Annotated in this window: 22 protein-coding genes; 9 read left to right on the forward strand and 13 right to left on the reverse strand. The window is 38.8% G+C overall.

The window, feature by feature from the left end; all coding sequences use genetic code 11:
* Positions 1–122: 122 nt before the first annotated feature.
* Together recQ and TP70_RS01070 are read right to left on the reverse strand one after the other, a co-directional pair.
* Complete coding sequence (gene recQ / locus TP70_RS01065; RefSeq protein WP_044358702.1) at positions 123–1,895, reverse strand: DNA helicase RecQ; 1,773 nt, start codon at positions 1,893–1,895, stop codon at positions 123–125.
* 10 nt (positions 1,896–1,905) lie between these two features.
* A complete protein-coding gene (locus tag TP70_RS01070; protein ID WP_044358703.1) occupies positions 1,906–3,780 on the reverse strand; it encodes an ABC-F family ATP-binding cassette domain-containing protein in 1,875 nt (624 codons plus the stop codon).
* A 113-nt stretch (positions 3,781–3,893) separates the two neighbouring features.
* Here TP70_RS01070 and TP70_RS01075 point away from each other — a divergent pair, with 113 nt between their 5' ends.
* Positions 3,894–4,709: a ZIP family metal transporter gene (locus tag TP70_RS01075; RefSeq protein ID WP_044358704.1), complete on the forward strand. Its 816-nt coding sequence runs from the start codon at positions 3,894–3,896 to the stop codon at positions 4,707–4,709.
* Positions 4,710–4,793: 84 nt separating this feature from the next.
* Here TP70_RS01075 and ltaS read toward each other — a convergent pair whose 3' ends face one another.
* The 6 genes from ltaS to TP70_RS01105 all read right to left on the reverse strand — a co-directional run bounded on the left by ltaS (position 4,794) and on the right by TP70_RS01105 (position 11,369).
* Entirely contained in the window at positions 4,794–6,728 is a 1,935-nt protein-coding gene (gene ltaS / locus TP70_RS01080) for a polyglycerol-phosphate lipoteichoic acid synthase LtaS (protein ID WP_044358705.1), read from the reverse strand.
* Between the two features lie 372 nt (positions 6,729–7,100).
* Positions 7,101–8,105, reverse strand: coding sequence for a 5-oxoprolinase subunit C family protein (locus tag TP70_RS01085; protein WP_044358706.1), 1,005 nt, complete (start codon positions 8,103–8,105; stop codon positions 7,101–7,103).
* Positions 8,105–8,785, reverse strand: a complete 681-nt coding sequence (locus tag TP70_RS01090) for a 5-oxoprolinase subunit B family protein (RefSeq protein WP_044358707.1) — start codon at positions 8,783–8,785, stop codon at positions 8,105–8,107. Before TP70_RS01090 ends, TP70_RS01085 begins: the two co-directional genes overlap by 1 nt.
* Positions 8,786–9,029: 244 nt before the next feature.
* On the reverse strand, positions 9,030–9,644 hold the full coding sequence (locus TP70_RS01095; RefSeq protein ID WP_044358708.1) for an aminotransferase class IV: 615 nt from the start codon (positions 9,642–9,644) through the stop codon (positions 9,030–9,032).
* Between the two features lie 2 nt (positions 9,645–9,646).
* Entirely contained in the window at positions 9,647–10,792 is a 1,146-nt protein-coding gene (pabB, locus tag TP70_RS01100) for an aminodeoxychorismate synthase component I (RefSeq protein ID WP_044358709.1), read from the reverse strand.
* On the reverse strand, positions 10,776–11,369 hold the full coding sequence (locus TP70_RS01105) for an anthranilate synthase component II (protein ID WP_044358710.1): 594 nt from the start codon (positions 11,367–11,369) through the stop codon (positions 10,776–10,778). Before TP70_RS01105 ends, pabB begins: the two co-directional genes overlap by 17 nt.
* Positions 11,370–11,813: 444 nt before the next feature.
* On the opposite strand from TP70_RS01105, the gene queC reads away from it, so the two are divergent.
* From queC to TP70_RS01135, 6 genes are all read left to right on the forward strand, one after another.
* Positions 11,814–12,485 (forward strand): 7-cyano-7-deazaguanine synthase QueC, encoded by a 672-nt coding sequence (gene queC, locus TP70_RS01110; protein WP_044358711.1) that lies wholly within the window; start codon positions 11,814–11,816, stop codon positions 12,483–12,485.
* On the forward strand, positions 12,482–12,910 hold the full coding sequence (gene queD, locus TP70_RS01115) for a 6-carboxytetrahydropterin synthase QueD (protein WP_044358712.1): 429 nt from the start codon (positions 12,482–12,484) through the stop codon (positions 12,908–12,910). The genes queC and queD overlap by 4 nt, the downstream gene beginning before the upstream one ends.
* A complete protein-coding gene (gene queE, locus TP70_RS01120; RefSeq protein WP_044358713.1) occupies positions 12,911–13,627 on the forward strand; it encodes a 7-carboxy-7-deazaguanine synthase QueE in 717 nt (238 codons plus the stop codon).
* 228 nt (positions 13,628–13,855) lie between these two features.
* Positions 13,856–14,542 carry a hypothetical protein gene (locus tag TP70_RS01125; RefSeq protein ID WP_044358714.1) on the forward strand — a complete coding sequence of 229 codons (687 nt, stop codon included), beginning with the start codon at positions 13,856–13,858 and terminating at the stop codon, positions 14,540–14,542.
* A gap of 178 nt (positions 14,543–14,720) precedes the next feature.
* Positions 14,721–15,302 (forward strand): hypothetical protein, encoded by a 582-nt coding sequence (locus TP70_RS01130; protein WP_044358715.1) that lies wholly within the window; start codon positions 14,721–14,723, stop codon positions 15,300–15,302.
* Between the two features lie 75 nt (positions 15,303–15,377).
* Positions 15,378–15,635: a GlsB/YeaQ/YmgE family stress response membrane protein gene (locus TP70_RS01135; protein WP_240626954.1), complete on the forward strand. Its 258-nt coding sequence runs from the start codon at positions 15,378–15,380 to the stop codon at positions 15,633–15,635.
* Between the two features lie 116 nt (positions 15,636–15,751).
* Here TP70_RS01135 and TP70_RS01140 read toward each other — a convergent pair whose 3' ends face one another.
* The 5 genes from TP70_RS01140 to TP70_RS01160 form a co-directional block, all read right to left on the reverse strand.
* Positions 15,752–16,768, reverse strand: a complete 1,017-nt coding sequence (locus TP70_RS01140; protein ID WP_044358717.1) for a glycosyltransferase family 2 protein — start codon at positions 16,766–16,768, stop codon at positions 15,752–15,754.
* 278 nt (positions 16,769–17,046) lie between these two features.
* Complete coding sequence (locus TP70_RS01145) at positions 17,047–18,393, reverse strand: hemolysin family protein (protein ID WP_044358718.1); 1,347 nt, start codon at positions 18,391–18,393, stop codon at positions 17,047–17,049.
* Positions 18,394–18,698: 305 nt separating this feature from the next.
* On the reverse strand, positions 18,699–20,606 hold the full coding sequence (locus TP70_RS01150) for a PTS fructose transporter subunit IIABC (protein ID WP_044358719.1): 1,908 nt from the start codon (positions 20,604–20,606) through the stop codon (positions 18,699–18,701).
* Position 20,607: 1 nt separating this feature from the next.
* A complete protein-coding gene (pfkB, locus tag TP70_RS01155) occupies positions 20,608–21,531 on the reverse strand; it encodes a 1-phosphofructokinase (protein WP_044358720.1) in 924 nt (307 codons plus the stop codon).
* Between the two features lie 2 nt (positions 21,532–21,533).
* Positions 21,534–22,283, reverse strand: a complete 750-nt coding sequence (locus TP70_RS01160) for a DeoR/GlpR family DNA-binding transcription regulator (RefSeq protein ID WP_044358721.1) — start codon at positions 22,281–22,283, stop codon at positions 21,534–21,536.
* 235 nt (positions 22,284–22,518) lie between these two features.
* Here TP70_RS01160 and TP70_RS01165 point away from each other — a divergent pair, with 235 nt between their 5' ends.
* Entirely contained in the window at positions 22,519–22,767 is a 249-nt protein-coding gene (locus tag TP70_RS01165; protein WP_240626952.1) for an AbrB/MazE/SpoVT family DNA-binding domain-containing protein, read from the forward strand.
* Complete coding sequence (locus TP70_RS01170; RefSeq protein WP_044358723.1) at positions 22,761–23,093, forward strand: type II toxin-antitoxin system PemK/MazF family toxin; 333 nt, start codon at positions 22,761–22,763, stop codon at positions 23,091–23,093. Before TP70_RS01165 ends, TP70_RS01170 begins: the two co-directional genes overlap by 7 nt.
* The last annotated feature ends 48 nt before the right edge of the window (positions 23,094–23,141 follow it).

The following is a 23,141-nucleotide window of genomic DNA, read 5'->3' on the forward strand; positions in this document are numbered from 1 at the left end:
CATTCCATTTATTTCTATACAATACTACTTCATTTTAAAATTGATAGTATGGATAAGCAACTAATTTTGTGAATTTGTTCTCGTTATCCAATGCTAACTTTTCGTTTTAAATCATCAACCTTTTATATCTTATACGCTTGTATCGCTTCTAAAAAGACTGGGCAGTAATGTTTAAGTTTATAACTGCCGACGCCTTCTATATGAATCATTTCTTGCTTAGTCATTGGTTTACGCTTCGCAAATTCTTCTAATGTATAATCTGAGAATACATTGACAGGTGGGACATTCAATTGTTCACTTAATCGTTGACGTACAGCTACTAAACTTTCTAACAGTTTACGGTCTACACCTTCAACTGTGTTAATTTTAACGGTCTCTTTAGACTTGCGACGGAATGGTGTTGTGTATACGTGTTCCGCTTCTTTTAATATTTTTTTCACGGTATCATCGCACAATAAAATATCGTCTTGCGCATTCAAATACCCTTTAAAGCGCAATTCATCAATTAAATGATGCAGTTCACCCGTCGTATAATTTTTCATAATGCCATATGTAGAGACTTCCGCAAAACCTTGGTGTTGAATATAATCCGACTGTTCCCCGCGTAATACTTGAATGACTGTCTGGTATGTTTCACGTTGTCCCAGACGTGCCACACAGCTAATAATTTTCTTCGCCTCTTGTGTCATATCATACGTTTTATTTTTAGCGATACAATTACTACATTGTCCACATTCTTCAAGACGTTCATTCGGTTCAAAATAATGAACGAGTGTTGCTTCTAAACATTTTTTCGTCTTCGTATAATGAATCATCTTCGTCAGTTTTTCGCCCATCTTATCTTGATAGTCTTCATCTGCTTTCGATGACGTAATAAAATATTCGTGCAAGCCAATATCACGCTCACTGAATAACAAAATACAGTCACTTTCTAAGCCGTCACGACCCGCACGACCCGCTTCTTGATAATAAGACTCCAAATCACCCGGCATATTGTAATGAATCACAAAACGTACGTTGGACTTATCTATCCCCATACCGAACGCATTCGTTGCAACAACAACGCGTGTACGATCATATAGAAAGTCATTTTGTGCTGCTTCTCTTTCTTTTGCCGAACGTCCTGCGTGATAATACGTTGCCGACACACCAGCATCTTCCAACGCATGGTATAGCGCCTCTACTTGTTTCCGTGTGGCACAATACACAACACCCGAGGCTTGTGCATGTTTTTTAATATAATCAATCACAAATTTTTCGCGCTGATATGTCGGGTTGACATCAAATATCAAGTTGCGTCGTTTAATACTTGTTTTAACAACGTAATTCGTATGAATGTGTAATCGTTGCATAATGTCCTGTTGTACTTCCGTCGTTGCCGTTGCTGTAAGTGCTACAATCGCAAACTGCTGTGGCAATGTGAGCACTGTATTAATGACGGCTTGATAACTCGGACGAAAGTCATGCCCCCATTTAGAAATACAATGTGCCTCGTCAAATGCGACAAGTGCCAGACGTATGCGACGTAACAATGCAACAAAACGCTGTTGTTCCAATCGTTCAGGTGCAACGTATAAAAACTTAATCGCTCCCGCTCGTAACTGAGCCTCAATCTCTTGTTGTTCTTTGACACTTTGACTGCTGTTCAAATACGCAGCTGAAATCCCCATCGCCTTGAGCTGATCGACTTGGTCTTTCATCAGTGAAATCAATGGACTAATAACAAGCGTCGTTCCTGATAGTTTAAGTCCTGGCACTTGATAACAAAGAGACTTACCGCCACCTGTTGGTAAAACACCTAATGTATGATGGTTGTCCAAGACATATTCAATAATCTCTCGCTGTCCTGGTCTGAACTGTTGGTATCCAAAATAATGCGATAATATCTCTTCCATGCTATCCCTCTTATTGTTCTAAAATTTCTTCTAGTTCACTCCAACGTGTGATGTCCGTTTCATATTGCGCTTCAAGCGCTGTACGCTCTTCATTTAACGTATGAATTGCCCCGTAATCCGCCTGAGCTGCAATCATTTCTTCATCTATTTCAGCTAAGCGTGTTTCCGCTTCATCAATTCGCGTCAGTAACATTTCATACTCACGCTTCTCTTTGTATGACAAGCCACGCTTTTTAGGTTTTTTATTTGTAACTACAGTTGGCTTTTCTTGTGCGACTACAACAGCTTCTTGTTCTTTTTTATGTGCTAAATAATCTTCAAAACGTCCTAAAATCATATCGACTTGCCCATCATGTATGTACCAATAGCAATCGACCACTTTGTCTAAGAAATAACGGTCATGACTTACTGTAATCACCGTGCCACCAAATGTCTGAATATAATCCTCTAAAATCGTCAATGTTTCCGTATCCAAATCATTCGTCGGTTCGTCTAACAAGAGTACATTCGGTTGATGCACGAGTAAACGCAATAAATACAACCGTTTTTGTTCGCCACCTGATAACTTATATACTTTTTTACCATGTGTTTGCGTTGGGAATAAAAATTGTTCTAATAACTGTGTTACCGAAACAGTTGTGCCGTCTTTTTGTTTCGCCACTTCTTGTTCTTCACGTAAAAAGTCAATCATACGAATATCACGATTCAAACGTTCATCCGTTTGTTTGAAGTATGCGATTTTAACGGTTTGTCCCACCTTCATCACACCACTATAATCCGTATCTTCTCCGGCCAGTATATTTAATAACGTTGTTTTTCCCGCACCATTCGTTCCGACGATACCAATTTGCGTTCCTTTTTGAATAATCATCGTCAAGTTTTCAAAAAGTGTCCGACCATTAATCGTTTTACCGACACCTTCCAACTCAAAAACTTGTTTACCGAGCCTCGAATGTGCCAAGTTCAACGTACCTTTTTCTTGTGTTTGATGTGACTTCACTTGTTGTTCAAGTGTTTTAAAACGATCTTGGCGTGCTTGTTGTTTCGTTGTGCGTGCTTTAACGCCTGCACGCATCCATGCCAACTCCTGTTTAAACAATGCACGTTGCTTCGTTTGTTGACGTGCCACAACCTCTTCTTGTTCCGCACGCATCGCAATATACGCTTCGTAGTTGCCTGGATAAGACGTTAGTTTTCCATGCTTTAATTCCACAATGCGTGTCGACACTTCATTTAAAAAATAACGATCATGCGTGACACATACAACTGCCTTTGGATATGATTTTACAAAGTTAATCAGCCAATGAATCGATTCAAAATCTAAATGGTTCGTTGGTTCATCGAGCAACAACAAATCCGGCTGTTCAATCAACGTTCGTGCCAATACAACACGTTTTTGCTGACCACCAGACAGCTCACCAATTCGTTTCGTCGTATCATGAATACCTAATTTGGATAAAATCGTCTTAATCTCCGCACTATAATCCCATGCGGCTAACATATCCATCGCGGCTTGTGCTGCCATCATCTCTTCTAACGCTTGATCCGTTTGTTGTTCCGCATACGTTGCAGTCGCAAGTTCATAGCGTTTAATCGCACGTAATGTCTCTGTATCCGCACTGTACACCACATCATAAACTGTCATCGCTTCATCTAAAAATTGTTGTTGGGACGCATAACGAATACGATATTGTTTCGGATGTGTCACTTCACCATCAAAATCTTCATCCATACCTGCAATCACTTTAAGTAATGAACTTTTTCCAGTCCCATTGATTCCGACTAAACCAATGCGTTCTTTATCGGAAACTGCAAATTCTAAATCATCAAAGATCACTTTATCCGCGAATGATTTGTTCAGGTGTTCAATTTTATACGCTGCCATCAAACATACTTCCTTTTATCTTATAGATTTACTCAAATATATCTGTTAATCTTAAATCAGTTCTATCTATTATACCGTTTTTTCTATTCAAATGATACAAGGAGACCTGTTCTATGTTAGACTACATTGCACATATTCCGCCTTTCATACAAGCGCTCATAGCCGGGCTCATTACATGGCTATTAACCGCTTTAGGGGCGGCAACTGTGTTTCTATTTAAAACTGTCAATAATAAAATATTAAGTGTGATGCAAGGCTTTGCTGCTGGTATTATGATTGCCGCAAGTTTCTGGTCATTGCTACAACCTGCTATCGAAAGTAGTTCAGACAGTGCAATGCCTTGGCTACCTGCCGCAATCGGCTTCTTGCTCGGTGGCGTATTTATTCGTTCTTTAGACTATGTGATTCCACACATGCATCGCAATGCACAAGATACTTCTCAACAAGTAGAAGGTGTAGAAACAGGTCTGAGTAAAAATACGTTACTGCTCCTTGCCATTACATTGCACAACATACCAGAAGGGCTCGCAATCGGTGTCGCATTTGGTGGTGTTGCAACGGGTAATGAACATGCCACATTATTAGGCGCACTCGGTTTAGCAATTGGGATCGGTATTCAAAACATTCCTGAAGGTGCCGCATTATCATTACCTATTCACGCAGCAGGACAGTCACGTTGGAAATCTTTCAACTATGGCCAAGCTTCTGCATTAGTTGAACCTGTTTTTGCGACAATCGGTGCAGCAGCTGTCTTAATCGTGACACCTATTTTGCCGTACGCACTCGCTTTTGCAGCTGGTGCTATGATTTTTGTTGTCGTTGAAGAACTCATTCCCGACTCACAATCAGGTAAAAACACTGACCTTGCAACATTAAGCTTAATGCTTGGCTTTACCATTATGATGATTTTAGATGTGGCATTAGGCTAAAACTTGCACACACCTCTAACTAGAAATACGAAAAGCGACTGGCTTGGCACATCTCGTGCTAACCAGTCGCTTATTTTTATGGTTCTATTTACTTCCTTTAGAACCTGCTTCATATTTATATTTCGTTGGATCTACTTTCTTGAAGTCTGGGTTTTTGTAGAATCGGAATAAGTCACCGTTCAAAATTTTGTCTGATACTTCAAGGTCTGTTTCAACTTGTTGCTTCATTGCTTCTAAGTTCGATGGTATTGTTTCCATCGGCTCATTATCTTCATTACTATAAACCTTGCCGTTCACGTATTTATAGTCTTTCGTTACAAAGTCACCGTTACGGAATGGTACCACTTCTTGATGGTCTTTAGACAACATATCTGTTCCTAACATCAAGTAGTTCGATGTATCAATACCGAGCAAGTGTAATAATGTTGGCATTACGTCAACTTGACCTGCATACGTTTCATCGACTTTTGGCTCAACACCCGGCGCTTTAATCCAGAAACCAGTTTTATTCAAATCATTGAATTTTGCTGGTGTAATCGGTTCTCCTAATAACTCACTCATCGCTTTGTTATGGTTTTCTGAGATACCATAATGGTCACCGTATAAAATAATAACTGAATTATCGTAAAGGCCACGTGCTTTCAAATCATTAATAAACGCTTCAACTGATTCATCTAAATAGCGTGCTGTTTGAATGTAACCATCTACAGTATTGTTACCTGTATCACTCTTCTCAATCGTTGCATCTTCTTCACTTAATGTGAATGGGTAATGGTTCGTCAACGTCACTAAGTGTGAGTAAAATGGTTCTTTTTCCTTATCCAAGTACTCTGCAGATTCTTCAAAGAACTTTTTATCTTTCAAACCTAAGTTTTCTAAGTTCTCAGGTGACATATCGTAATACGTTGCATCGTAAAACTTATCAATACCAAAGTGGCGATACACTTGATCACGGTTCCAGAAAGTTTTGTAGTCCCCGTGCATCACATTCGTTGTATAACCTTGTTTCTGATGTAAAATCGCTGGTAATGATTGGAATGTATTGTCCCCTTTTAATGAAAAGGCTGAACCTTGTGGCAGACCATACAAACTGTTATCCATCGTAAACTCTGCATCAGACGTCTTACCTTGACCTGTTTGGTGGTAAAAGTTTGGATAATATCTAAAGTCATCTTGACCTGATGATAGTTTATTTAAAAACGGTGTCACTTCTTCACCATTTACTTTTTTATTGATTAAAAACGTTTGGAAACTTTCCAAATGAATTTTAATCACGTTCTTCCCTTTGGCTTTTCCGAAGTATGCTGCATTCGGCTCTGTATTTTTCTGTTTTGAGTAGTTCAACACTTCCGTTAAATCATCTTCAGACGCAAGTGCTTTTTGTTGATTGTTTTCAATCGTTTTAACACCGTCATAAACCGTAAAGTTATACGGTCCTAAATATTTCACTAAATATTTATGGTCAAACGTACGTGTTAACAACTCTGGACGATCTGTCTCCGCAAACGCTAAGTTCAAGAAGAATAGTGCGATTGCTGTTGCCATCACAACTGGTACAAACTTCTTATGGAATACTTCTTTGCTCAACCATTTTTGTTTAAATGTTAATACGAATAAGTACACAAATGTATCTAAGAAGTACACAAAGTCATACCATTGGAATGATGCACTGACAGCACCACCCATTGAATCAACATTGCTTACTTGGTTCAACGTACTGAATGTAATAAAGTCTGAGAAGAAGCGGAAGTACACGACATTGGCATAAAGGACAAATGTCACTAAAAAGCCGCCAATGAACATGAACCAATAGGCTTTTCTACCTTTAAAGAATAGAAAAACACTCAGTAATAATGCTACCAAACTATATGGATTCATCAATAATATTAAGTTTTGTACAAGTCCTTTAACGCCAAGTGACAAGTCAACATAATAGGCAAAGTACGTTTTCAATGCGATTGTAAAAACCATCAGTAAGAAAAACGTAAAAATACCTATTTTTTTATTTCCTTTTTCCATGTATGTGCCCCCGTTATTTATTCTCAGTTCCTAGTTAATTGCTCGTTTATTTTAAACATGCGCCACATACGGTAATGTGCACGCAAAACATGAAGTTAATCTTTTTGTAATCATTTTGTAATATTCATTTCGAGTTCAGTATAACAATATATACGAATTAGTGACAAATTTCAAGTGAAAACCTAACAAATTACTTAGTTGATTATATGCTTTTATTATATAAAGTGTGCATCTTATAATAGACACCGTTAATCTTCATTATATAAAAAGTAGATGAGTTTGTATTCAGACTCTAGTTGTATGTCACACAAAAATAAGCAATCATATGTAAGACGAACTTCATCATACATACCATTGCTTATTGATGGCATCCTATTTGCGCATTTCCACTTGCATGCGATATTCGATACCCGCATAAAATTGGCGACACCATTTATGATATTTCACTAAGTTACGTTCTGCTTGCTCAATATCAATTAATTGAAACTTCACTTTAGACCCTTGACGCTTTTGCGCTATTTTCGACAAGTGGTATGTTGCGATCGTCCCTATTTGCGGGTAACTGCCAAGTGTATAGTGATCGTTCAATAATACAACCGGCGACCCATCTTTTTTCACTTGTATCGTACCGCGTTTCACCGAACGATGCGGCGGTGTCCCTTCATAATGCGCTTGAATAGGTAAACCATCTAATACGATACCCATACGATTCGCCTTACTCGTCACACGATACTCTTGTTGCGTAAAGTCACGTAAACAATTCGCATCAAAGTCTTCTGTTCCTTTATTCGGTATGACATGCACTACATCAGAAAAATAGTTAAATGATAACGTATAACCATCGACACCCCACTGCGTCATATGCGTATCTCGAAGATTTTCGAACAACTTGCGGTGACGTTGACTGTAGCTATGCTTCAAATTGATTTCATCGCCTGCTTTTACAGCACGCCCATGATAGCCACCCATTTTAGCAATAATATCTGTCGATACCGAGTCGAGCCACGTATCAAGTTCAAAACCACCTGCCACAGCAAGATAAACACGCGCACCTCTTTTTAAAGCATCGAAACTCAAAACGTCCCCTTTATTCATTAAATACAACTTGTTAATCTTAATTTGCATCTCATCCGTATGCGCAACAGCCTGTGCCCCTGACAATGCAATTAATGTTGGCTCGGTAAAACGAATGCGTGCCATGCGGTTCGTCATTTCTAGCGTCGCTTCATTCGGATCGTTGCCTACAAGACGATTGGCAATTTCGTGTGCTAACACATCGAGTGCACCACTGCGAATAACGCCCATATGTTCATAGCCAGAGCGACCTAAATCTTGAAAACTTGAAAAAAGACCACTATCTTCAATAATAATACTCATCACACACCACGCCCTTCTTGCAACACATCAAATTTAACATGATCACCTAGTGAGATGAGCGCAAAGTCTTTTTTCGTCGGATCAAACAACTTAAGTGGCGTCCAACCGATCACTAACCAATCTTCATATGTATCTGTCGTTGTAATGCCACATTTATTATTTTCCAAGATGACAGAGCCTGCTGGAATAAAGCGCTTATCGTCAGCCGTATGGTTCACAATAATACTGTTATCCACACCTGATAAATATGGAAAGCCCGGAGAGTAACCCATCATAGACACAAAATAATCGCCTGACGTATGACGTTCGATAAATTGCGCTTCCGTCATATTAAGCTCTTCTAAAATGCCTGCTAGATGTGGTCCATGCGAGCCACCATAATACATCGGCACCTTCACACAGCGGCGTTGCTTTTTCCATTTTTCTTCTGACAAATCAATCTGTGCGATCAATGCTTTCATATGTAAAAAAGGCGATTCCACATTCAATTGTTTCATCATTAAACGTGCATCGTAAGAAATCAACATATCTGTCTCTGTTGGTACAATTTCTGTAATAAATGGATAATTCTGTTCATTTAAATAGTGTCTTAACACGAGCAAACGTTGTGTTGCCTTAGGCGTTACTTGTCCGCGCAAAGATACAACAATCGCTTGGTCCCCTTGACTATAGACCTTCATTCATTTCACCTCATTACGTTCCATTATAAAACATTTTTAAGACCGCAGTCATCTGTTGGATAAATGTCCCAACAAAATAATAAATGACAATCACTTGCAACCCCAGTACAACAATTATCCAAAAGTACGCTAATCTCCGCTGTTGACGTTTCATACACTTGCGACAGACAAATCGTCCGAACCATAACAAAAAGATAAATAGTGCTATTTCAACAATGATTACCATCACTTTTTATTCACAACCTCATCTGTCAATATGTGAGAACACGACTGGCACCCATGCTCGCAAACTATTAATCATCCATATTTTATCATGCTGCTCAACCGCTTGGGCAAGTGCGTCAATCGTCAGATCCGCTTCTACAATTTCACCATTATCTAGCAATGCTTGGCGCATACAACCACGTAAAAAATCATTTTGGTAGCGTGGTGTGCATAGCTGACCTTGCCATTCCATCACAAAGTTACCAATATCGAATTCTAGCAATTTGCCGTGTTCATTCGTAAACAGTACAAGATCCGTTTGATGATGATGTTGCAAAAACGCACGTTCAGATGTTTTATTCACACGCTGCCATTGCGGTATGTCATCAGCCATTTGGACAAGGCATGCTGTCATATGTGGTTTATCAGTTAAAGCCCCAAGTTCACTAGACAATACACCTGCTTCTGACAACATAACCTTCAAACGATAACAACCTTGTGCATGCGTTACTTTAATGTCATCTATCAACTGTTGCCATTTAATTGTTGAAAAAGGTATCGCCAAATTGTGTGCCGAACGTTCGATACGTTTATGATGATATGTTTCACGTGGAATATGCCCGTTTTCTAATCGCATCGTTTCAAATAAATACATGTTTATGACCCCTTTAAAATTCTCGTTTTATCATGAAACTCAATGTATTCTTGTTCTGGATCTGAATCAATTGTAATGCCCGCACCGACACCATAGACGAATCGCTCCCCGAATTGTTGCACCGTACGAATTGGTACATTGAATACCGCATTCCCTTCAGGACGCAACAAACCAATCGTGCCACAATAGCAATGACGTGGTGTCGGTTCTAAACGATGAATTATCGACATCGTATGAACTTTCGGTGCCCCGGTAATCGAACCACACGGAAACAGTGCACCTAACAAATCATTCAATGTAGTCTGACGTGTAATTGTCCCTAACACCATTGTCGTCATTTGATAAACCGTCGGATAGGTTTCAATCGCACATAACGGGCCTACACGCACTGTGCCTTGTCGTGCAATACGTGCAATATCGTTACGCAACAGGTCAACAATCATAATATTTTCAGCACGATCTTTGGCGGATTGTTGTAACGCTTTATAGTTTGCTTGATCTTCTGCGTGTGTAACACCACGTGGCATGGTCCCTTTCATTGGTTTACTCATGACCGTACGCCCCGCATCAGCGAATGATCCTACTTGGAAAAATAACTCCGGTGAAATTGACGCAACTTTTAACTCATCTGTCTCTAATAAAGCGGTATAATTCCCATTTGCTTGCTGTGTTAACGCATCATAAAGCACGTGAATAGGCGCTGTCGCTCGTGCTTCAAGACGTGTCGTATAATTCACTTGATACGTCCAACCATCTACAATTTCTCGTTGAATCGTACGCACATTTTCTGTAATCGTTTCTTTCGTTTCTGCAAAATTGAACGCAGGCATAGGCGCTTGTTCCGCCGCTTTAACAGTGTTTATTTCTTCTATCTCAACAGGGGATTCAAATGCATAACATGCCGCATAAATACCATCAACAGGCGTGTATGTTTTAAACTGCGCATTATAATACGGTGCCACTTCATAAGGTAAATATAGCGCAACATAATACCCTTCTGATTGTAGTTTTTCAGCTTCTGTCACAACACGTCCGACTTCTGCTAATGTATATGCAACGTGTGACACATGCGGTTGATCAAACGTATAGCGATACTGCTCTGTGTTTTGTTCATCTATATAATAAGTATAATTAAACTTCACAACCATTTGACGTTCCTACCTTACTTAAAAAGTTACGTATTTGCGCATGTCCATGTTCTGATAAAATAGATTCCGGATGATACTGCACAGCATAAATTGGTAAAGATGCATGTTCAACTGCCATAATTATCTGGTCTGTATTCGTAGCCGTGACGACTAAAGGTGCGTGAACCGACGCAGGATCTGCCATAAGCGAATGATAACGCATCACATTAAATGATGTTGGCAAACCTTTAAACAGCTGAGAACCATTATGGGTAATCTGTGTCGTATGCCCGTGTACCGGATATGGCGCATGCACAATCTTGCCACCATAATACGTCACAATCAGCTGAAAACCTAAACACACACCTAATATTGGCACGCGCTGTTCAAAATGATCCAGTACATCTCGCAATACCGGATAATCTGCTGGCGCGCCCGGTCCCGGAGAAATAACAATTGCAGTAGGCTGATATGCCTCTAGTTTTTCAACAGTCACATCATCCACATCAATGACTTCAACATGTTGCGAACTTTCCGTTTTTAAATAATCTACAATATTGTATGTAAATGAATCTTTGTTATCAATCATTATAATCATTTGCTCTGCCTCATTTATACTGTATTAACTCTATTATCACAAATGTCTCCCAAATTGACAAAAATGAACACGACATAATAAGCGACATTTAATGAAGCTCATTCAATATCATTCTATATAACAATAAAAAGCCACTTTCATAATGGTACATCATTTACGTCAAAGTCACTTTTCTACCTGATATAGGTTAGCCACAGTTGATTTCTTAACCGAGATGCGTTACATTAATCAACGTAAAACAATGATACAGAGGTTCCTAGCGTATATTTAACCCTCTATAAAAAACTAGACTGTTGGTATCCGTCTATGTTTATGGGGACGGACTTTTTTTATGCTTTTTTGCACGTAAGCTGTCCATGATACAACATGCCTATCATATAGCTTTGTTGCGCCCCCTTTTCAAAAACCGCTTGGAACGCTCACGATTAAAAGGAGCGACATACTATGTCAAATGCACTTAAGCAAGAAAAGGCACTCGTTGTCTTTAGCGGTGGTCAAGATAGTACCACTTGTTTGTTCTATGCGAAACAACACTTTAAAGAAGTAGAACTTGTAACCTTTGAATACGGTCAACGTCATGCGAAAGAAATTGAAGTTGCCAAAGCGATTGCAGAAGATCAAGGGTTAAAACACCACATTTTAGACATGTCATTATTATCACAGCTTTCCCCTAACGCACTGACATCATCAGATATGGAGATTGATACGAAAGACGGCGTGCCAAACACATTTGTTCCAGCACGTAACCTACTCTTTTTATCTTTTGCTGGCGCACTTGCCTATCAAATTAATGCAAAACATATTATTACAGGTGTTTGTGAGACGGACTTTTCTGGCTACCCAGATTGCCGTGACCAATTTATCAAATCAATGAATGTGACAATGAGCCTAGCGATGGATCGTGACTTTGTGATTCATACACCGCTAATGTGGCTCGACAAAAAAGAAACATGGGCACTTAGTGATGAACTTGGCGTCTTAGATTATATTCGTTATCAAACGCTGACGTGTTACAACGGTGTGATTGCAGACGGTTGCGGCACATGTCCAGCATGCCAACTACGTCAACGTGGTTTAGAACAATATCTCAATGAAAAAGGAGCCAACACACTATGATGCAACAAATTTATCCAAGCGTCGATCATCCCTATACATTTGAACTAAACAAAGACTTTAACTTTTCAGCAGCCCATTATATTCCGGCACCAGAAGCAGGTAAATGTATGCGCACGCATGGTCACACGTATTTCGTCAACCTTACAATTGGTGGAGACGCTTTAGACGAGACCGGCTTTTTAATTAATTTTAGCCATTTAAAAGCGTTGATACACGATCAATTCGATCATTATTTACTCAATGACCTACCATTATTTGAAGGTAAAAGTCCATCGACTGAAGTCGTCGCACAAACGATTTATGAAATTGTAGCTGATCACTTAAAGGACTTGCCACACGCACCAAAATGCTTACAAGTCTTCTTAAGAGAAACACCGTCTAGCTACGTTGTTTACAGACCAAAACATAAGAAGGAGCAACTATAAATGACTGCCAAAATACCTGTACTTGAAATTTTTGGTCCTACGATACAAGGTGAAGGCCAAGTCATTGGACGCAAAACCATGTTTGTACGCACAGCCGGCTGTGACTTTCGTTGTAGCTGGTGTGACTCGAAATTTACATGGGACGGTTCCATGCGTGACGACATTGAAATGCTGACCGCCGAAGATATTTGGCAACGACTGAAAACCATTGGTGGTGATTGTTTTGATCATGTCACCATTTCAGGTGGCAACCCAGCACTCATCAAAAACCTGCAAACTTTTGTCAACTTGTGTGAAGCGCAACACATCCAATTGGCTCTCGAAACACAAGGCACAAAGTTTCAACCATGGATGACTCAAATTCACAACTTAACGATCTCGCCGAAACCACCAAGTTCCGGTATGAATCAAGACCTAGCACAACTTGATGACGTTATTGCACAATGTAACCAAACAGCACTGAGTCTCAAAGTCGTTGTGTTTGATGATGACGACTTGGCATTCGCACAAAAAATTCATCAGCGTTATCCAAATATTCCTTTCTACGTGCAAGTCGGCAACCCTTATTTGGAAGATGACGTTGACAATCATACCGCCCGCCTACTCGAACGTTATGAATGGCTCATTAATAAAGTGATGACCAATGCTGAAATGAATCGTGTGCACGTCTTACCACAATTGCACACATTGTTGTGGAGTAACCTCAAAGGGGTGTAAAATAAATATAAGAGGTTGAAGGGAGCAAGACAGAAAGCCCATTTTTGTCAAAAGCTTTCTTAGTCCCGCCCGGGTAAGAGTGACTAGAACGTACTTTTACTTTAAGCTTCTACTGCCATTCATATGTTTTGGCATACTTAGTTGAGGCGATTTTACTATGTCCCACTCCCTACCAAACAACTTCTTACACATGAAATTTTCACAATCCCGATATATAGGAGTGATACAATGCGACGCACACAGCAATCCGAAGTATATCCAAGAGTTGAAAAAGTTCTGGAAGACGGTACCATTATCGCCTATGACAAGCACAATCGACTTAATACAGATCTCAATATTCATACGTTAACAGACCAACAGCAATATGATGTTTTCGGCGGACTTCTTATTAAAACTAATCCCCAACATCATGCACGTGATTATGAATATTTACGTCAAAAAGATGCAGAAATTCAAAAAAGTCAGCGTAAAAATAAATGGTTACTCGTTGGTTTCGTTATCGCTTTATTAATCATTGGACTATTTGTGTTCAAATCTTGTTCAAGTGATACAGACAACACGATGAACCAAGACGAACAAACGACGACGCAAGAACAGGAAGACGTTTTACAACAAAAAGATGCAGAATTGCAGCAGCAAATTAAAGATACACAAGATAGTATCGCGTCTAATGATGCAGAAGCCCAAAGTAAAATTGACGCACTTAAACAACAAATTCAAGACTTGCGCGATAGCATCAATAGTAAACAAGCCGATAAAGTGGCCAATCAATACGATGACACGGTCAACAATTTACAAGATGCAGAAGATGAACGTCAAAACGGCAACTTAGAAAAAATGCAAGAAGAATTAGATAAAGTTAATTCAAAACTCGATGAAATCACGCAAAAAATTAGTGATTGGTTGAATCAATAGTGTGTATCAAAGAAAGTGCCATTGTATTGGTGCTTTCTTTTTTTGTTACAACAATTGTCATTCCCTTTCTCATATTCTCACAACAAAAATATTCTTATTGATATTCACATTTTACATGCTATCCGATTGTGACATTGGTATAATAATAAAATGAAACGCAAATAGTTAGGAGAAATCTATGGCCGCTTTTGTTATTATAAATAGCATCGTCGTCGTTGTTATACTCGCTTTTGATATGTATCGACACCAATTTCAATCACTTCATTTCAGCAGTGTATTACTAGCGATTACCACGAATGCCTTTATTAACTTAATGTTGTTAGGCAAACTGACTTTTATTTCAGTCTTTACTTTACTGATGTATTGTATTTGGACAGTCTTACAATATTACTTGAATTACCATTATCAGCCTTTTACAATTAAAAACTACAAATTTTTAACAGGGATTGTTACGATTATGTTGAGCATCGCACTTGTTGTTGTCGATCAAACAGCGGATCAATCTTATTACATGTCTGTCCCATACTTGTCACCTGCCATTTTTGCATTCGGTGCAATCCTTTTATTTTCCAGCACCTTTGACTCTGACTGGTATCGACGTCTGTATCGTAAATTGAAAATTAAGCAGCCATTATGGGTCGGCACATCATTGATTATTATTGCTTTCATCGTAATGGTCGCACTCACACCGTTTTGGTATTTATTTGTTTTAGTTTACGGTGGCTTATGGGTGCTATTGTTCATCGAAAAAATTTTTTGAATTTAAATGGTTAAAATTTTGAACAGCGGGTATAACTGTATTATGAAATTGAATTAGTTTAAAGAGGAGGCTATTATAATGGGCTTTATTGTCATGTTAATAGTAGGTGGTCTCATTGGTTGGGCTGCCGGAGCAATTTTAGGAAAAGATATCCCTGGTGGTATTTTAGGTAATATTATCGCAGGTTTACTCGGTTCATGGGTTGGCGGTATGATTTTTGGTGACTGGGGCCCATCATTCGGTGGCGTATTCGTATTCCCAGCATTACTTGGTTCAATTATTTTCGTCGCAGTCGTTTCACTTATTTTAGGTAAATTACGCGGTAAAAAATAAATCGACTTATTGTCAAACACGCACTATGCAAATGCGCATAGGCGTGTTTTTTTGTACAACGAAAAAAGCCTTATGATTTAATTCATTGGAATCTCATCATAAGGCTTTACATACTTCTATTTTCTTACAACCTGTTGTTCATGTAGTTCTTGCTCATGATGTGCATAAGGAATATCTATTGGTTCATGTGCCGGTGGTTCAACATTCGCTACACTGACAATATACTTCGGTCGTTGCTTAACTTCATAGTAAATACGGCCGATATATTCACCAATAATACCGATAGAAATCAACTGAATACCACCCATCAATAAAACAGCCGCGATCATTGTTAAATATCCTGGCACTGCAATCCCGTGAATTAATGTATCGATAAACAAATAGATGAGATACAGTAAACTCACGCCAAAACTTGATACACCTAGATAAATCATCATACGTAACGGTTTGTTATTAAAAGAAATCAAGCCATCAATCGCATAGTTTAATAAACTCTTAAATGACCATTTAGATTCTCCAGCTTCACGTAATACGTTATTGTAACTCATTATTTTCGTGTTATAGCCAATCCAAGCAAATAAGCCTTTAGAAAAACGATTATATTCGCCCATACTTACAAGTGAACGTACTGCACGTTGACTAAGCAAACGGAAGTCACCGATACCATCAATCAATTCAATATCTTCAACCCAGTAATTGATCATTTTGTAGTACAAATGCGTCATCCATTTACGCACTGCTGTTTCACCATCTCGATTACGCTTCGCAATGACTTGATCATAGCCTTCATCATAAGCCTTAATCATATCAGGAATTAACTCAGGTGGATGTTGTAAGTCCGCATCAATCATTACAACAGCATCACAATCTACACTATGCTCAAAACCAGCAATCATCGCAGATTCCTTACCGAAGTTACGACTAAATGATAAAAATTTAACAACTGGTGACTGTTCGGCTGCACGCTGTAAAATATCTATTGTTGTGTCTTTACTCCCATCATCTACAAATAACAAATCATATGTGTACCCTTGCTTTTGTGCATCAACATCCAATATTTCTTGTAACTTATCAATCGTTTGTTGCAACACAGCCGTTTCATTATAACAAGGCACAATTACTCTTACTTTCACTATCCGTACACCTACTTCAATTATATTAATTCGTTTTTGGGACACTATTATGCACTATTACTGTTGTCACATGAGATTTACCCATGAATAATGAAAAGCATATGCTCACCAATACAGTATACATTTTATGACATTGTCTATTTGTTTAATCATCTATTTGTTGAGTACCCACTTCATATATCATTATAACTTGTCCCGCTTCAAATTGCATAAAAATATATATTACTACTTCAAAAAAACACTACTTTCGAATTAAAAGTAGTGTTTTGTAGTGCCTATTAGTCTTCATCTAAATCATCTTCATCAATATTTTTAGGACGTTCTGCATTATATTCATAGCGCAATATCACATGAATGATTTGATGGTTTTCAATCTCTGAAATCACCCATCTATCAAAGACCGTATCGACAAAATCATCTTGTTCAAGGTTCGTGTTTTGCGCTTGCAACCAACCACCGATTGTATCAATATCTTCCGAGTCTTCAAATTCAATATCAAACTGTTCTTCAAGATCGCTTAATAAGACACGACCATTAATTTGATATGTTTTTTCGTCTAATTGCACAATATCATTGACTTCATCATCATCAAATTCATCTCGAATCTCGCCGACAATTTCTTCCAAAATGTCTTCCATTGTTAAAATCCCTGCTGTCCCACCGTACTCATCAATAATCAAACTGATATGTACATGTTCACGCTGCATGCGTACAAGTGCATCACTAATACGTGTCGTCTCAGAGATCATCGGCAATTCATGAATATAATCACTCGTCTTAATCGGTACCCCAGACGCATACTCTGTTAAAAACTCTTTAACATTAATAAAGCCTTTAATATGGTCTTTATCCCCATCTTCAGTGATTGGATAACGTGTAAATTGATGTTCTTTAACCGTTTCTAAAAGATCGTCTACGTTGAACGGTTCATTCAACGTAATCATTTGTGTTCGTGGCACCATAATATCTTTGGCATGGCGTTCATCAAATGAAAAGATATTTTGCATATAGGCCAATTCTGTTTGGTTAATCTCGCCACCATGATAACTGTTGTTCATAATAATCTTAAGCTCTTCTTCTGACATTGCTTCGTTACTGACGTTAGGATCGACACCGAACATGCGAATAATCAGACGTGCTGAGCCGTTCATTAACCAAATTAACGGCTTCATCACAAAGCCAAAATAATAGAGTGGGCGTGCATACAATAATGCGATACGCTCCGTATATTGAATTGCGAGTGTTTTAGGCGCTAACTCTCCGATCACCACATGAATGTACGTTACAATCGTAAACGCCGTCACAATGGAAATCGTTGTGACAAGTGCATCTGGTACATTCAATAAATCAATCACTGGATGTAAAATACGTTCGAAAAGGGGTTCACCTAACCAACCTAATCCAAGTGATGTCACCGTGATACCGAGCTGACACGCAGATAAATAATAATCCAAGTTGGAAATCATCTTTTTGACAACACGTGCGTTGCCGTTCCCTTCGCCAATCAATTGTTCAATTCGCGTTGCACGCACTTTTACCAATGCAAACTCCGAACCTACAAAGACCGTTGTCAATGCAATCAATATAAAAAATACAATTAAATAAATAATGGTCGTACTATCCAATTAGTTCCCTAATAACTAGGGATTCACCTCCGTTAGTTTCGCACCACTCAATAGAAAGTGATGTCGTCATGTTTTTTTCTGTTATTTCTTGGTACGCTAAACAAACTAAATCCTTCCCATTGAGCTACCTCCAGACATAAAAATAATAATTTTATCATACCACAACTTTTTAGAGAATTATACATAAGAATCCCCGATACAATTGAAAATAGGGCGTAAGTTGTAGACACTCATACAACATACCCCTATTCCAAATTTTAAAACGAGACTGGTCAATAATGACACAGCCTCGTTCGTAAAAGTTATTAAATTGTTGTAACATCTGTTGGTTTTTTCTTCAATAAACCATACATTACGGCACCGATAAGTGCACCGATTAAAATCGCAAGCATTGTAAGGAACGCTTGTCCTACACTATTACCAATGAAGAATACGAAAATACCGCCGTGTGGTGCTTGGATATGAGAACCGAATAATAATGCTAAACCACCTGCAACACCTGAGCCGACCATCATTGATGGAATCACGCGTAATGGGTCTGCTGCCGCAAATGGGATCGCACCTTCTGTAATAAAGCTTGCACCCATAATAAAGTTTGGAACGATAGAACCTTTTTGCGCTTTTGTAAACTTACTACCGAAAATAATCATCGCAATGGCTAATGCGATTGGTGGCACCATACCACCGACCATTGCCGCTGTAATTGGTTCTGGGTTTCCTGCAGTTAAAGCTGCTGTACTGAAAACATACGCTGCTTTGTTGAAAGGACCACCCATATCAATTGCCATCATTGCACCGATAACGATACCAAGAATCACAACGTTAGTCCCTGATAAACTATCTAATCCTGAAATTAAAGCGTTGTTTAACCATGCTGCTGGTGTGTTGAAAATATAAACCATTGCTAAACCAGTTAAAGTGACTGAAAAGATTGGGAAAATCAATGTTGGTTTCAAACCTTCAAGCACTTGTGGAAAGTTCTTAGTCGCTGCTTTAATACCTTGCGTTAAGTAACCTGCTAAGAAACCTGCGATAATACCACCAATGAAACCTGAGCCACCTGATACCGCTAACATACCACCGACAAGACCTGCTGCGAAGCCTGGTTTGTCTGCAATACTACGCGCAATGTAACCTGCTAAAATTGGCACGATTAAGGCAAAGGCACTCTTATTACCAATTTGCCATAATGATGCTGCAAAAGCGTTATAATGACTGTCTTTTGGATCCATAGCATTTGGATCAAACATAAACACAATTGCCATTAAAATACCACCGGCAATAACAAGCGGTAACATGTTAGAGACACCGTTCATTAAATGTTTGTAAATCGTTTTACCAATGCCTAGCTTTTCATCGTTACTTTCTGAAGTGCTGCCACCTTTTTCAGCAACGAAAGGCTTTCTACTTTTATCTAATGCTGTATTAATCAGTGCTTCTGGACGTTTAATACCATCTGCAACAGGTACTTGTACAACATTTTTACCGTCAAAGCGGTTCGTTTCAACATGTACGTCTGCCGCTACGATAATACCGTCTGCTTTCTCGATATCTTCGGCTGTCAAATGGTTTTTAATACCACCTGCACCGTTTGTTTCGACTTTAATTTGAACACCCATATCTTCTGCTTGTTTTTTCAAAGCGTCACGTGCCATAAACGTATGTGCGATACCTGTCGGACAAGCCGTTACCGCTAACACGTATGGTTCGTTGGCATCTAAATCAGCTGGTGCTACCACTTCATCTTCATCTGCCACTTCGTCATCTGCTTTGTTAATAATCGCTAAAACTTCTTCTGGTGACGCTGCGTGTAATAATGCTTCACGTACTTTGTCATCCATTAAAATACCTGATAATTTAGCAAGTGCGTCTAAATGTGTTTGTGCACCTGATGCGGGTGCTGCAATCATAAAGAATAAATGTGCCGGTTGCATATCTAAACTTTGATAGTCGATACCTGCTTTTGATTTACCGAAAGCAATCGCAGGTGTATCTACCGCTTCTACTTTCGCATGTGGAATGGCAATCCCTTCACCAATCCCTGTTGAACTTTGATCTTCACGCGCATGAATCGCTGTGACAAAGTCATCTAAATTATTTAATTTCCCCGCTTGGTTCAATTGTTGTGCAAGCTCTAAAATGGCTGCGTCTTTCGATGTTGCTTCAAGATCCATTGCGACAGTATCTTTTGTTAGTAATTCTGTAATTCTCATGTTATCCCTCCTCATGTAACTCCGTAATGCTGATGTTTTGTAGTAATGTATCAATCATCTCACGCTCTGCTAAGTCATCATTAAATGCTGTCGCAGAACCTGATGCAATCGCTAATGCTAATGTTTCTGAGTGTGACAAACCTTGTGTTAATCCAGCAACCATTCCGGCAACTGTGCTGTCCCCCGCACCGACTGTGTTAATAACATGACCTTTTGGTGCAGGCACTTTATAAGCTTGTGTGGCATCAAGGTAAATGGCACCGTCACCACCAAGTGATACAAGGACTGCTTGTGCCCCTTTATCTAACAACTTGCGCCCATATTTGAGTACTTCTGCATCAGATGACATCTTTGTATCAAACATTTCTTCAAGCTCTACTTTATTCGGCTTAATCAAACGTGGGCCATACGGTAAAATGCCTTCAACTAAAGACTTTTCAGCATCTACGACAAATTGTGCGCCTGTTTCTTGCAAGATTTTCGCCATATCTGAGTAAATTGTATTCGGCACACTGCTTGGAACACTGCCTGCGATAACAACCATATCATCCGACGTTGTTTGACGAAGCTGATTTAATAATGCTGAAATATTTTCGTCAGTAATCGTCGGGCCTGTCGCATTAATTTCCGTTTCGTTACCACTTTTCAATTTCACGTTAATACGTGTATCTTCATCCACACGTGTAAATGCCGTGTGAATCCCTGCTGATGTCAATGTTTCTTCAACAAACTGTCCTGGAAACCCTCCAACAAAGCCGAGTGCTGTGGATGGTACATTTAACGTTTGTAGCACACGTGAAACATTAATCCCTTTACCACCCGCAAACTTCGCAGTCGCAGATGTTCGATTTAATGCGCCCGCTTCAAAACAGTCTACAAACATCACGTAGTCTATAGATGGATTTAACGTCACTGTATAAATCATAATTAGCCTCCTAATAGTTCCAAATTCTCTGTTTCTAATATCTCTTTACCGAGCATGCGCCCGCGTTCTGATGTAATGACAATCGGTGGTTCTACTGCTTTAACGGTTGCAAAATGTGTCTGGTGAAACTTAGAAGCATCTGCAAGGACATACGTTTGTTGACTTTGTTGTATCGCAACTTCTTTCATCAATGCTTCACGCTCGTCCGGTGTTGTTAAACCTGTGCCTACATCAATGCCATTAATGCCAAGGAACACTTTATTAAAACAATAATTTTTTAAAAAGTTCACCGCGCGTGTTCCAACGACTGCCATCGTTGTCGGTTTCATTTCTCCGCCGACAATGTATGTGCGAATCCCTTGCTTTAACAACGCTTCAACATGCGTCAAACCATTTGTAACGACTGTAATGTCCGTCGCCTGTATATACGGAATCATTTCTAACGTTGTTGAGCCTGCGTCCAAATACAAACAATCACCGTCATTAATGAGTGTTGCTGCTTGTTTCGCAATTTCAACTTTCTCTTCAATATGCTGTGTGCGCTTCGTGGATAACTCAGGCTCAGTCGTTAATGCTACCAACTTGGCACCACCATGGACCCGTGTAAGCAAGCCTTCCGCTTGGAGCTTTGTTAAATCACGTCGAATCGTCGATGCACTGCTACCTGTATATTCCATTAACTGTTGCAAACTTAAAAAATTATGTTGCGCTAACACATCAATAATGAGTGCATGTCGCTTATCCGTTAACATGTAACCACCTCAATTCCCTTTTAGTATAATGTATTCGTTTTCAGTTTTCAATCAAATCCGCTCACTTACATTCAAATTCAGTCATATGAGGTCACAAAAAAGACACATGCAGTCATTTTCAATCATATAATACCAAGTCATCACCTAATTTAGAAATTAGCTTAAAGTGCATATTATGTATGTACAAAGTACTTACTTATTGTTACAATAGATAATTGTAAGGAGTTGATATATTGTGACTACTCAATCTAAAATATTTAAAAATGGGAATAGCCAAGCTATTAGCCTAAATAAAACACTCATGCAACAAGCCGGATTTCACATTGGTGACGAACTAGATGTCACTATTCAAGAAGAAGCACTTCTTTTCACTAAAAAAAACAAAACTATTAAAGATGAAATTCAGGACTTTTACAAAAATGGTGGGAAATATACAGAAAGTGAAATTGATTATGGCGAATCAAGAGGCAGTGAACTATGGTAAAACAATTCGATATTATAACTGTAGACCTTAATCCATCTAGAGGTAGAGAGAAAAATAAATATAGACCTTGCCTCATCATTAGCAATGATTTAATGAACAAAAACACGCCATTAAGTTGGATTTTCCCTATTACGAATCGTCCAAAAAAATTTCCTTCAGATATCATATTAAAAACAAATAATAAAAATGTGGAAGGTATTATTGACACTGTACAAATAAGAGCTCTTGATTTAACAGTAAGAAATGCTAAAGTAATTGATACACTACACGACAGTTTAAAAGCTACTGTTTTAAAAACAATTGAAGCACATACCGAAATGGTTTAAAACCGTATTTATGACATCCAAATGCGTGCGCCTCGCTTTGGATGTCGT

The sequence above is a fragment of the Staphylococcus microti genome, assembly GCF_000934465.1.
Taxonomy (GTDB): domain Bacteria; phylum Bacillota; class Bacilli; order Staphylococcales; family Staphylococcaceae; genus Staphylococcus; species Staphylococcus microti.